This window comes from Pseudomonas sp. 13B_3.2_Bac1 (genome assembly GCF_025466205.1).
Taxonomy (GTDB): Bacteria; Pseudomonadota; Gammaproteobacteria; order Pseudomonadales; family Pseudomonadaceae; genus Aquipseudomonas; species Aquipseudomonas fluorescens_H.
In genome coordinates, this window is sequence record NZ_JANLOG010000073.1 from 38,319 (window position 1) to 50,609 (window position 12,291).

Annotated in this window: 11 protein-coding genes; 6 read left to right on the plus strand and 5 right to left on the minus strand. The window is 60.0% G+C overall.

The window, feature by feature from the left end; genetic code table 11:
* Positions 1–156 precede the first annotated feature (156 nt).
* A complete protein-coding gene (gdhA, locus tag NTD85_RS11370) occupies positions 157–1,494 on the plus strand; it encodes an NADP-specific glutamate dehydrogenase (RefSeq protein WP_003228389.1) in 1,338 nt (445 codons plus the stop codon).
* On the opposite strand, the gene NTD85_RS11375 is transcribed toward gdhA, so the two are convergent.
* The 4 genes from NTD85_RS11375 to NTD85_RS11390 all read right to left on the minus strand — a co-directional run bounded on the left by NTD85_RS11375 (position 1,491) and on the right by NTD85_RS11390 (position 5,242).
* A complete protein-coding gene (locus NTD85_RS11375) occupies positions 1,491–1,985 on the minus strand; it encodes a GreA/GreB family elongation factor (RefSeq protein WP_226501097.1) in 495 nt (164 codons plus the stop codon). The genes gdhA and NTD85_RS11375 overlap by 4 nt on opposite strands.
* A 70-nt stretch (positions 1,986–2,055) precedes the next feature.
* A complete protein-coding gene (locus NTD85_RS11380) occupies positions 2,056–2,412 on the minus strand; it encodes a hypothetical protein (protein WP_007963787.1) in 357 nt (118 codons plus the stop codon).
* 218 nt (positions 2,413–2,630) lie between these two features.
* A complete protein-coding gene (locus NTD85_RS11385) occupies positions 2,631–4,484 on the minus strand; it encodes a DUF4105 domain-containing protein (protein ID WP_103521671.1) in 1,854 nt (617 codons plus the stop codon).
* A 269-nt stretch (positions 4,485–4,753) separates the two neighbouring features.
* Positions 4,754–5,242 (minus strand): DUF3015 domain-containing protein, encoded by a 489-nt coding sequence (locus NTD85_RS11390; RefSeq protein WP_003228382.1) that lies wholly within the window; start codon positions 5,240–5,242, stop codon positions 4,754–4,756.
* 300 nt (positions 5,243–5,542) lie between these two features.
* Here NTD85_RS11390 and NTD85_RS11395 point away from each other — a divergent pair, with 300 nt between their 5' ends.
* Both NTD85_RS11395 and NTD85_RS11400 read left to right on the plus strand, forming a co-directional pair.
* Positions 5,543–7,981 carry a Lon protease family protein gene (locus NTD85_RS11395; RefSeq protein WP_003228380.1) on the plus strand — a complete coding sequence of 813 codons (2,439 nt, stop codon included), beginning with the start codon at positions 5,543–5,545 and terminating at the stop codon, positions 7,979–7,981.
* A 262-nt stretch (positions 7,982–8,243) separates the two neighbouring features.
* Positions 8,244–8,573 (plus strand): hypothetical protein, encoded by a 330-nt coding sequence (locus NTD85_RS11400; protein WP_003228378.1) that lies wholly within the window; start codon positions 8,244–8,246, stop codon positions 8,571–8,573.
* A 6-nt stretch (positions 8,574–8,579) separates the two neighbouring features.
* Here the strand turns inward: NTD85_RS11400 and NTD85_RS11405 are convergent, their stop codons facing one another.
* Entirely contained in the window at positions 8,580–10,412 is a 1,833-nt protein-coding gene (locus NTD85_RS11405; RefSeq protein WP_262142185.1) for a hypothetical protein, read from the minus strand.
* Positions 10,413–10,587: 175 nt separating this feature from the next.
* Here NTD85_RS11405 and NTD85_RS11410 point away from each other — a divergent pair, with 175 nt between their 5' ends.
* The 3 genes from NTD85_RS11410 (at position 10,588) to NTD85_RS11420 (ending at position 12,256) form a co-directional block, all read left to right on the plus strand.
* Positions 10,588–11,076, plus strand: a complete 489-nt coding sequence (locus NTD85_RS11410) for a TIGR00645 family protein (protein WP_003228371.1) — start codon at positions 10,588–10,590, stop codon at positions 11,074–11,076.
* A gap of 135 nt (positions 11,077–11,211) precedes the next feature.
* Entirely contained in the window at positions 11,212–11,517 is a 306-nt protein-coding gene (locus NTD85_RS11415) for a DUF6482 family protein (RefSeq protein WP_262142186.1), read from the plus strand.
* A 121-nt stretch (positions 11,518–11,638) separates the two neighbouring features.
* Entirely contained in the window at positions 11,639–12,256 is a 618-nt protein-coding gene (locus tag NTD85_RS11420) for an FKBP-type peptidyl-prolyl cis-trans isomerase (protein WP_003228367.1), read from the plus strand.
* Positions 12,257–12,291: the final 35 nt, after the last annotated feature.

The following is a 12,291-nucleotide window of genomic DNA, read 5'->3' on the forward strand; positions in this document are numbered from 1 at the left end:
CAGGTGCAAAACCAGCCCAAAAAACCACCTGATTTATATCCTGTGCACCATTTAATTTCATAACTGCGACATTTTGCGCTGTTGCTGTGCGCAAATCGTTTGCTACAGTCCGGCTCAATCGCTTCCAACGACAATAAATTTGCCGAGACTTTTCCCATGATCGAATCCGTCGAATCCTTCCTTGCCCGACTGAAAAAACGCGACCCGGATCAACCCGAATTCCACCAGGCTGTCGAAGAAGTCCTGCGCAGTCTGTGGCCGTTTCTCGAAGCCAATCCGCGTTACCTGACCTCAGGCATTCTGGAGCGCATCTGCGAGCCGGAGCGGGCGGTGGTGTTCCGCGTGTCGTGGGTCGACGATCAGGGCAAGGTTCAGGTCAATCGCGGTTTCCGCATCCAGATGAACAGCGCCATCGGCCCGTACAAGGGCGGCTTGCGCTTCCATCCTTCGGTGAACCTGGGCGTGCTGAAGTTTCTCGCCTTCGAACAGACCTTCAAGAATTCCCTGACTTCGTTGCCCATGGGCGGCGGCAAGGGCGGTTCGGATTTCGATCCGAAGGGCAAGAGCGACGCCGAAGTCATGCGTTTCTGCCAGGCGTTCATGAGTGAGCTGTACCGCCACATCGGCGCCGACGTTGACGTACCGGCCGGTGACATCGGTGTCGGGGCGCGGGAGATTGGTTTCCTGTTCGGCCAGTACAAACGCTTGAGCAACCAGTTCACCAGCGTGTTGACCGGCAAAGGCATGACCTACGGCGGTAGCCTGATTCGCCCGGAAGCCACCGGTTTCGGTTGCGTGTACTTCGCCGAGGAAATGCTCAAGCGCCGCGGGCAGACCGTCGAAGGCAAGCGTGTGGCGATCTCCGGTTCCGGTAACGTCGCGCAGTACGCGGCGCGCAAGGTCATGGACCTTGGCGGCAAGGTGATTTCGCTGTCCGACTCCGAAGGCACGCTGTACTGCGAATCGGGACTGAGCGAAGAACAGTGGCAGGCACTGCTGGAACTGAAAAACGTCAAACGCGGACGCATCAGCGAACTGGCCACGGCGTTCGGTCTGGAGTTCCGCGCCGGGCAGTTGCCGTGGTCGCTGCCGTGCGACATCGCGCTGCCGTGTGCCACGCAGAACGAGCTCGATGCCGAGGCTGCGCGTACGCTGCTGCGCAACGGCTGCGTGTGTGTGGCCGAGGGCGCGAACATGCCGACCACGCTGGAGGCTGTGGATATCTTCATCGAAGCCGGCATTCTGTTCGCCCCGGGCAAGGCGTCGAACGCTGGCGGCGTAGCGGTCAGCGGGCTGGAGATGTCGCAGAACGCCATGCGCCTGCTGTGGACGGCGGGTGAGGTGGACAGCAAGCTGCACGCGATCATGCAGTCGATCCACCACGCCTGCGTGCATTACGGCGAAGAGAACGGACGGATCAATTACGTCAAAGGCGCGAACATCGCCGGCTTCGTCAAAGTCGCGGATGCGATGCTCGCGCAGGGTGTGGTTTAAGCCGGTTCGATGCGAATCACTTCAATCACCTGATCGCCGGCGGGGCGCTGCCACAGCACTTCGTCATTGAGCCGGGCACCGAGCAATGCCCGGCCCAACGGCGAGGCCCAGTTGATCAAACCCTGACTGGCGTCGGCCTGATCTTCGCCGACCAATTGCACCCGACTTTCGGTGTTGTGTTCGTCGGCGTAGGTCACCCAGCTGCCGATCTGCACCTTGTCGGTGGAGGTCGCGGGGGCGGCGACCTGTGCGCTGGCGAGGCGTTGATTGAAGTAGCGCAGATCCCGTTCCAGATCGGCCAGCCGCTGCTTGTCGGCCTGTTCGCCTTGGGCCGATTGCTCGGCGTGCAGGCTTTGCAGCTCGGCGACTTTGGCCTGCAACTGTGCCAATCCCTGCGGTGTGACGTAATTGGGCTGCGCACTGACCTGCCGTTCGACGGGCTGATCGGCTTGCGCGGCGGCGTTGTCTTCGTTGACGAAAGCGCGGCTCATGGTGTCCTCCTGTTATAGGAATTGGGCCATGGTCGCCGGCATTTGGTTTCACTGGATGTCTGGAAACGACCTATTGCGAGCGATAAGCCCGCCCGGCGTCCTGGTCTTTCTGCTGCTGCCAGGCGCGCTCGCGTTCGTCCCAGTGCTCGTTGCGATACTCTTCGCGGTCCTTGTTCTCCAGCATCGCCTGACATTGGCGAAAGCCGTCGGTCCAGCCTTCGGCGTATTGCTTGTCCTTGAGATAGCGCGGCACGTTCTTGCGAAACTCGCCACTGATCGAACCGGCGGCTTGCCGGCCACTGACGCAGCCATCGTCAAAACCGTCGGCGAAGGCTGGCGGATAACCTTTGGCGATCAAATCTTCGTGGGTGGTCTGGCAACCCCCGAGCAACAGCAAAACACCCAACAGTCCCGCACACCGCCACATCGCACTCTCCCGCGCCGATTTTCGGCTTATGGGGAAAGTCTAGAAGCGGATTCGTCGGACGTAGGTGAAAGGCATGTGAGTAATTCGTTAAACACCGGAGGGCCCTGTGGGAGCGGGCTTGCTCGCGAAAGCGCTGGGTCAGTCGAGATTTGAATCGCCTGACACGACGCCTTCGCGAGCAAGCCCGCTCCCACAGGGGTTATGGATTGGGCTTTAGGTCAGTAGTGATACCACTTCACCTCAAGCATGACTTCGGTCTCCGGTGTGGCAACGTGGCTGAACTCACGCTGTGCCGTCAGGCGCAAACCGAGGTTGCGCGACAGTTCCCACTGCTGGTTCAGGCTCAGGCTGCGGCGTACCTCGCCGTTGGTGAAGTAATCGCCCTTGGCCTCGACGCTCAGATTGCCCAACGGGTTTTTCCACAGCACGCCGCTGTTGAAACCGGCGGCCGGCGTGACAAACCCGGCGAAGTCATTGTTGTGTTCGATCCGCACCGTACCGAGGGCAAAGCCGAGCGTGTCTTCGCCCAGTTGCCAGGTGCCGCCACCGCCGCCGTTGACGTGGCTGACCAGATTTTCGTCATCATGCTTGCCGGGTACGCGCTCGAGGCCGCCGGTGACTTGCCACGACAGTGGCTGCAGCAACTCATTGCGCGGGGTCAGCGAGCGGATGGTTGCGAGATCCAGTTGCTGGAACTGCCATTGATTACCTTCGTACTGGCGTAATTTCATCTGCAGGATTTCGATCTGCGCGCCGAGGGGGAAGCTTTCGGCGTTGTCGTTGAGATCGTGATAGGCCATGCGCAAGCCGTACTCGCCGAAGGCACGATCGCCCCGGGTGCCGATGCCGGCCTGCCAGGTGCGCGATTCATGGCCGTCTTCGGGCAGGCCCGGTTGTGGAATCTGCAAGTCCGGCGCCGGGTTCTTGTTGATCGCCCGCAGCAGTTCGAAGCTGCGCTGCGCCCGTTGCGGATCACGTTCCTGACCGTTGGCGCGGTAGCGTTCCAGACGATACGCGGCGTCGATGATCAGCGCCTGGCGATCCCGGGGCAGGGCCTTGAACGTCGGGTCCTGCAACACCTGTTGATCGGCGCTGACCTTCAGCACCCATTGCTGTTCTTCCTTGTTCAACGGCTCGGCGCGGCTGAGCAGTTCACGCTCGCGTGACGGGCGATATTCGATACTTTCCACCAGCCCGGCCTCTTTCACTGCTTTGACCGTGTCGGTAGGGATGGCGGTCAGCGGGAATTGCTCGGTCAGGCGCAGGCTTGGGCGCGCCACCTGCAGCAGTTCGAGCAGGCGATAGGAGCAGTTTTCGTCGAAGAAGAAATAGTCGAACTGGATCTGTTTCAGCTCCCACACGTGCTCGACCATGCGTGCGGTTTCTTCTTGCGTCAGGTTCAGCCGGTATTCCCACAGGTCGCGGTTTTCCAGGCTGCGGTACTCGGAGAGTTTTTCCTGATACGGCACCAGCGCGAACAGCCCCGGGTAGCCACCCATCAAGCCTTTCCAGGCGTAGAGGATGCTGTTGTCCGAGCCTTCGATGTAGGCGCCGAAGTTGATTGCGTAACTCAGCAGCGACGTCTTGTCGGCCTGCACGTCGGCCTGGTCGATGCGTAACAGGGTATGGCCGAACATCGAAGACGGACTGTTGAGGTAGGCCGCTGGAAAAATCATCACCGCGCTGTGCGGCGAGACGTCCTTGAACCACTTCTTGAATTCGGCGCAATCGGGGGCGGGCAGGTCGGTGAGGTTGAGTTGTGCTTTCAGCCAGCGCGTACGCGCCGGGTAGACGCATTGGGCATGTTGCTCGCCGAGACTGGCCGGGGCGTATAGCGCTTGCACGGTAGCGGCCAGTTCATGGTCGGGGTGTTCGTTGCCATCGGGCGCGAGAAAGAACTTCTTGTCGCTGACATAGCTGCGCCAGCCGCCGAGCTTGGCGGTTTCGTAGTGACCGAGGGAAATCCAGAAGCGGTCGTTGGCCAGTTGCTGCAAACGTTGAGGGTCGACGTGAGGCGCGGCGGACAGCGGGGCGCAGACACAGAGCGCCAGCCAGGCAAGGCGTTTGAGCATAGGTGGCAACTTAAGTCGAAAGAAAAACAAAGACCCCGGGCGTTAATACAGACAAGTCAAACTGCACCAAACCTGTGGCGAGGGAGCTTGCTCCCGCTGGAGTGCGCAGCGCTCCCTCTTCTTGAAGATTGGGGCCGCTTCGCGCCCCAGCGGGAGCAAGCTCCCTCGCCACAGGGTTCAGCGCATGTCACAACTGACCTGCATCGCTCAAAAAGGGCGGGCCATAAAAAACAAAACCCGCTTCCCGAAAGAAGCGGGTGGGGTCGAGCTTAAGCTTGAGTTGCGTACTTGGCCAGACGAGGATCGTTTTTCAGTACGGCCAGAGTGTTGGTATGCACGTCTTCTGCGGTCACGTCAGCTTTGCTGAAGATCTGCTGGAAGTGCTCGTGAGTGACAGCCGCGAAGTGCGCACGGTCTTCCGGCGCCACGCCCAGTACCACGGCGTAGGTCGTCAGCGCTTCGCCGTTGCCCTTGGCCATGTCTTCGGACAGCTCGTTCATCATGCCATTCATGGCGAACCAGGATTTACCGCCGTAGGTCAGCGACGCGTTGGTCGAGCAACCGTTGGTGCCGGACGTCATACCGAACGTAGCGTTACCGGAGGTGCCGTTGGTGGTGGATGCCAGGAAGTGTGCCGGGGTGCCACGCTGACCTTCGAACAGCATGTTGCCCCAACCGCAATCCGGACCGCCTGGCGCCTGAGCCATGGCGTTGAGGGAAACAACGGTGAAGAGAGTACCGAGAAGAATCCGTTTCATAGCTTTGTTCTCTTTGTGTGCATACCAATGGACAGGGTTCTGGCCCCCCAAGCGCTGTCTAGACAGACTCTTTTGAAGCCAGTGGGCCGGTTATTGTTCCAGCCGCGCAGTTTGGAGTTTAGGCACGTTCCTGTGGTTCCGTGATTTTTTGCTGATTATTCGTTGATGTCCCCTGTTTCACGGGGCCGGCTGCGGAGCGGGGCGCTTGTCTATGCTTTGTCGTGTGGCGCGCCTTGCCAGTGGGGTACGGGCAGCGCCAGAATGCCGCTATCTGCCCCGCCTGATTGTTAAGGAAGCCCGATGCCTGATCCTGTTGCTGCCAGCTTGCGTCTAGCGCCCGAAGCGCTGACCCGTCCGTTTTCCGCTGAACAGTTCAGCTTCACTACCACCAATGATCTGGAGCCCTTTCGCGGTGTGCTTGGCCAGGAACGTGCGGTCGAAGCCTTGCAGTTCGGTGTGGCCATGCCACGCCCCGGTTACAACGTCTTTGTCATGGGCGAACCCGGCACCGGCCGTTTCTCGTTCGTTAAACGCTACCTGAAGGCCGAAGGCAAACGCCTGCAGACCCCGGCGGACTGGGTCTACGTCAACAATTTCGATGAACCGCGTGAACCTCGTGCACTGGAATTGCCTTCGGGCACCGCCAGCGCATTCATCGGCGACATCAACGGTCTGATCGACAACCTGCTGGCGACTTTCCCGGCGGTGTTCGAACACCCGTCCTACCAGCAAAAGAAAAGCGCCATCGACCGCGCCTTCAACCAGCGCTACGACAAGGCGCTGGACGTCATCGAGCGTCTGGCCCTGGAAAAAGACGTCGCCCTGTATCGCGACAGCAGCAACATCGCGTTCACCCCGATGCTTGAAGGCAAGGCGCTGGACGAGGCCGAGTTTTCGCAACTGCCGGAAGCCGAGCGCGAACGCTTTCACGAGGACATTTCCGGCCTCGAAGAACGCCTGAACGAAGAACTCGCGAGCCTGCCGCAGTGGAAGCGCGAGTCGAACAATCAGCTGCGCCAACTCAACGAAGAAACCATCACCCTGGCCTTGCAGCCGTTGCTCTCGCCGTTGTCCGAGAAGTACGCGGAGAACGCCGCGGTCTGCGGTTACCTGCAAGCGATGCAGGTGTATCTGCTGAAAACCGTGGTCGAGCAATTGGTCGACGACAGCAAGACCGACGCTGTGGCGCGCAAGCTGCTGGAGGAGCAATACGCGCCGAGCCTGGTGGTGGGCCATCCGCACAGTGGCGGTGCGCCGGTGGTGTTCGAGCCGCATCCGACCTACGAAAATCTGTTCGGCCGTATCGAATACACCACCGATCAGGGCGCGCTTTACACCACTTATCGTCAGTTGCGCCCGGGTGCGCTGCACCGTGCCAACGGCGGCTTCCTGATTCTTGAAGCAGAAAAAATGCTCAGCGAGCCGTTCGTATGGGACGCGCTGAAACGCGCCCTGCAATCGCGCAAGTTGAAAATGGAATCGCCGCTGGGCGAGATGGGCCGTTTCGCCACTGTGACCCTCAATCCGCAGCACATTCCGTTGCAGGTCAAAGTGGTGATCATCGGTGCACGCCAGTTGTATTACACACTGCAGGATCTGGATCCGGACTTCCAGGAGATGTTCCGGGTGCTGGTCGACTTCGACGAAGACATCCCGATGGTCGACGAAAGCCTGGAGCAATTCGCCCAGTTGCTGAAAACCCGTACCTCGGAAGAAGGCATGGCGCCGCTGACCGCCGATGCGGTCGCGCGTCTGGCGACCTACAGCGCACGGCTGGCCGAGCATCAGGGGCGGTTGTCGGCGCGGATCGGCGACCTGTTCCAACTAGTCAGCGAAGCGGACTTCATCCGTCATCTGGCCGGCGATGAAATGACCGACGCCGGCCACATCGAGCGTGCGCTGAAAGCCAAGGCAACCCGCACCGGTCGTGTCTCGGCGCGGATTCTCGACGACATGCTCGCCGGGATTATCCTGATTGACACCGATGGTGCGGCGGTCGGCAAGTGCAACGGGCTGACCGTGCTGGAAGTCGGTGATTCGGCGTTCGGTGTGCCAGCGCGGATTTCCGCCACGGTGTATCCGGGCGGCAGCGGCATCGTCGACATCGAGCGTGAGGTCAATCTCGGCCAGCCGATTCACTCCAAGGGCGTGATGATCCTCACCGGGTATCTGGGCAGTCGTTACGCTCAGGAATTCCCGTTGGCGATTTCCGCAAGCATCGCGCTGGAACAATCCTACGGTTATGTCGATGGCGACAGCGCGTCGCTGGGCGAGGCTTGCACGCTGATTTCAGCGTTGTCGAAAACTCCGCTCAAGCAATGTTTTGCGATCACCGGTTCGATCAACCAGTTCGGCGAAGTGCAGGCGGTCGGCGGGGTCAACGAGAAGATCGAAGGCTTCTTCCGTCTCTGCGAGGCGCGCGGGCTGACCGGCGAGCAGGGCGCGATCATTCCGCAGGCCAACGTCGCTACGCTGATGCTCGACGAGAAGGTGCTGGCGGCGGTACGTGCCGGGCAGTTCCACGTGTACGCGGTGCGTCAGGCTGACGAAGCGCTGAGCCTGTTGGTCGGCGAGCCGGCCGGTGAGCCGGACGCCGAAGGCCAGTTCCCGGAGGGCAGCGTCAACGCCCGCGTGGTCGAGCGTCTGCGGGTGATTGCCGAGATGATCAGCGAAGATGACCTGAAAGAGGCCGAGAAGGAACTGGCGCAGGAGGCGTTGGCAGAGGCCAAACCGGCCTGAACGCTGACGTGGTAAACATTGTGGGAGGGAGCAAGCCCCCTCCCACAGTTGTTTTCAAATTGGATTTTGCGGTGATCATCGGGAAAAGTGCCACTACTCTGACGTCAGAATTCACACAATGACCATTCGGCGCCTTCTGGTTCTATCCGGCTTGCTGGGCGGACTTTTCTTCTATTCTCAGCTCAAGGACATCGACAGTATCACTGGATCGAAACAGCCTTCGCGTGAAGGCTGAATACAGGCTTTACCGAGGGTCGCCGCCATGTCGCGCAACCTCTGCCTCACCCGTCAATGCCTGGGTCTTGTGACCCGCATCGAATGCGTCATCAAGCCGTTGGCCGGCGATACCGGCATGTGGACGCTGCTCTTCGCTGCCGGCATGGCCGGCGAACAACCTTCCGCCATCAAGGCCCAAGGTCCGTTTCACGGGCCGGTCGCCGCCGAGTCGATTCTCGACACCATTGTTGAAAGCCTGACGATGCACGGCTACGAACTGGCCGACGATCCGCAGATCTGGAGCCTGCACCTGCAAGCACAGCTGCGCCAGATCAACGGTGGGCGTGGGCGTACGGTCGGCGTGTTCGACCATTAGGCGCCATCATGGCGCAGTGTCGGGCAGCTGCGCCTTGTCGAGCTTGACCTCAAAGCCGTATTGCACGGTATTGAGTTCGGTTCGCTGGTAGGTCTCCACGTGCGTTGGACGGCCATAGAAGTAATGCACGCCGAACAGCGCCGGACCTTGTGCGCTCGCGTCGTGACTGACCGACAGAATCTGTTTCAGGTAGTTGCCACTGTCATCTTTGACGAAAAATCGCCAGGCGTTGGCCGGGAACAGTTTCAGATCCACCACCAACATGTTGTTCTTGATCTCCAGGCCTTTGGGCAAGGACTTGGCGTCGTAGGTTTTTTTGTCCACGCTGGCGAGAAACAATGGCATCGAGCCCACGGCAATCGCCGGGGTTTCCGGAAACAGATTCAAATCGTAAGTGATGGTCGCTTGCAGCGGATCGACCTGGTACGCCTCGGGCGGCAGTTCGATCGGTTCATCGAGTTTGCCGCTGCGTTTCTCGGTGAAGAACGTCACCGGGCTGTCGCCCGGGCTGAAGTCATCGCCGAGCAATTCATCGTTGAAGGTGCGTCGGTGGGAGAACTCGATGCGTGCAGCGCTCGGGTCTTCCGTGGACTGATGGATGCGGATGCCGGCCTTCAACGCTTCCTCGGTGAGGCTCGCGCCCTTGAGCCAGTTCGGCGCCAGATCGTCATACACCACCACCCCCGGGTCCAGCGGCTGGATGGCCTTTTCCGTGGTGTGCTGACTGAAGGTGCGCACCGGTAGATCCAGGGCTTTGCGAGTCACGGTCGCCGATGAGAAGTCGAGCACGCTGATTTCCAGAGTGTCGATAGGGCCGTTGAAGTAGATCTTGTTGTAACGCCGTGGGTGTTGCTGCTCGAAGGCATGCTGTTCGTTCTCGAGCTGTTTTTCCAGACCTTCGCTCCAGGTTTTCTGTTGTTGCAGGTACGCCAGTTGTTTTTCGTAGAAGGCAACCTGTGCCGGACTTTCATTGATTGAGCCGGCGCGCTCCAGGTATTGCCCGCTGGTGTCGCGAGCCTGAACGATCACTGGATTGAGCTGTGCCCCCTCAACCTCGGGAGCCAGTGGCAGGCTGTTGCTGACTTCGATTTCGGCGTAGTTCCTTTCCAGCTTCAGCAGGGTGACGCTGAGGTTGTCGTCGGTGCGGGTCTGGCCGACATCCTTCTGGTTCAGGTTGAAGCTGAACAAGCGTCGCGGCGCAATCACTTCCACTTTGCCTTGCAGGCTCACCGGCTGCGGCTGGCTCTTCCTGTCCACGTCCAGACCCTCGATGAACGGGTAGGTCACGGTCAGGTCTTCGGGGTTGGTGACGTTGGAGCTGGACGGGCTCAGCTGAATGCCGGGATCGGTTTCCGACCACTCCTGCTGATAGGCAATCACGCGTTTGTTGCTCAGCGTGACTGACTGCCATTCCACACCATGCGGGAACAGGAAGCCGCCTGGAATGTTCAGGTTGAAGGGGAACACCGGTTGCAGGTCGGTGAGGTAGTCGGAGCTGGCGTCCTTGTGCAGCACGAACAGGCCATTGATGAAGGTATCGACCAGCGCCTGCGGTGAAGGGTAATGCTTGAGGACGCCGAGAATGTCTTCGCCGTACACGGTTTTCAGCGGTGCGCCGTCAAGTTTGAGCTGCGCGCGTTCGAGCAGCAGCAACGATCCGCCGAGCTCGGTCACGGCCTCCTTGAGCTTCGGGTCGGCGATGGCGTCCAGTGAATGTTCGAACGTTGCCGTCTTTGCTTCGAGGCTGACCGATGGTTTTTTCTCATCACCCGGAGAGCAGCCTCCCAGCAGCAGAGCGAGGCAAATCCCGGCAGTCTTAAACGGCAATCGCACATCCATTTCCAGTCGTCCTGTCCACTTTCGCTAGGTGTTCAATGGTTTGGACAGTAGCAGAAAAAAAATCACATACACACGCAGGTGGCGGTGATTGGAGGTGCGAGCCGGGCGGTTTCTGGCTGTCACAGGGGGCTGGTATACTCGCCTCCGATTACAACCCCCCCTTGTGTGAGATTCAATGGAACGCTTTTTCGAAAACGCAATGTACGCCTCGCGCTGGCTGCTGGCGCCGATCTATTTCGGCCTGTCCCTCGGGCTGCTGGCGCTGGCACTGAAATTTTTCCAGGAAGTCTTCCACGTCATCCCCAACGTGTTCTCGATGGCCGAATCGGATCTGATCCTGGTGCTGCTGTCGCTGATCGACATGGCACTGGTTGGCGGCCTGCTGGTGATGGTGATGATTTCCGGCTATGAAAACTTCGTCTCGCAGCTGGACATCGACGACAACAAGGAAAAGCTCAACTGGCTGGGCACCATGGACTCTTCGTCGCTGAAGATGAAAGTGGCGGCATCGATCGTGGCGATTTCTTCGATCCATCTGCTGCGCATCTTCATGGACGCCAAGAACGTCGATCCCGAGCACCTGATGTGGTACGTGATCATCCACATGACCTTCGTGATCTCGGCGTTCGCCATGGGTTACCTGGACAAGGTCACCAAGCACTGATCATTGGTTGATCGCTGCAAAAACACCGCCCGTCTGTTGCGAAACAGACGGGCGGTGTCGTTTGTGGCTTGTGCTTTGGTGCGTCCGGGCATATCCCTGTAGAGGTCTTGGCTCGCCACCGTGTGAGGTGCGTTCATGAACCTGCAAGAGTTGAATGCGTTTGCCATCGCCAGGAAGGTCGATGAGCTGAACCTGATCTCCATGGAGGGCGGGCTTTATCTGCTCGAGGCGCGGATGCATGGGGCGGCGTATCCGCTGAGTGATCCCAAGGGCAACATGCTGATGCTGCGTTCGGTGGAGCATGCGCGGGATCTATTGCATAACTTTCCGGTGCTGCCGTTCAACCTCGTACACACCTCGGTGCACGATGAAATGTGCGGACTGGTCGCCAGTGCCGATGAAAGCCTGAAAGTACCGCTGGCCTGGCGCTCGGCCCTGTAGGCCTTGCGCGCCATCGCTGGGCATCTGTGCTAGTCTGCTCGCCCTTTTGGTTCCGGGCGCGCCGGGACGCGCTGTGCACGCACGGCAAGTCTGATGGCCGTCCGCACAGCGGAGCAGTGTCATGTCCGAAGTAAATCTGTCCACCGACGAAACTCGCGTCAGCTACGGCATCGGCCGTCAGTTGGGTGACCAGCTGCGCGACAACCCGCCACCGGGTGTCAGCCTGGACGCCATCCTGGCCGGTCTGACCGACGCATTCGCCGGCAAGCCAAGCCGTGTCGATCAGGAAGCCATGTCCGCCAGCTTCAAGGTGATCCGCGAGATCATGCAAGCCGAAGCCGCCGCCAAAGCTGAAGCCGCTGCCGGCGAAGGCCGTGCTTTCCTGGCTGAAAACGCCAAGAAAGAAGGCATCACCACGCTGGCCTCCGGTCTGCAATTCGAAGTGCTGACCCAGGGTGAAGGCGCCAAGCCATCCCGTGAAGACACCGTGCGTACTCACTACCACGGCATGCTGATCGACGGCACCGTGTTTGACAGCTCCTACGATCGTGGCCAGCCAGCAGAATTCCCGGTTGGCGGCGTGATCGCTGGCTGGACCGAAGCTCTGCAACTGATGAATGCCGGCAGCAAATGGCGCCTGTACGTGCCGAGCGAACTGGCTTACGGCGCTCAAGGCGTTGGCAGCATCCCGCCGCACAGCGTTCTGGTATTCGACGTCGAGCTGCTGGACGTTCTGTAAGACCTGGCCTGCCTACAAGGCGGGCTAATGTAGGA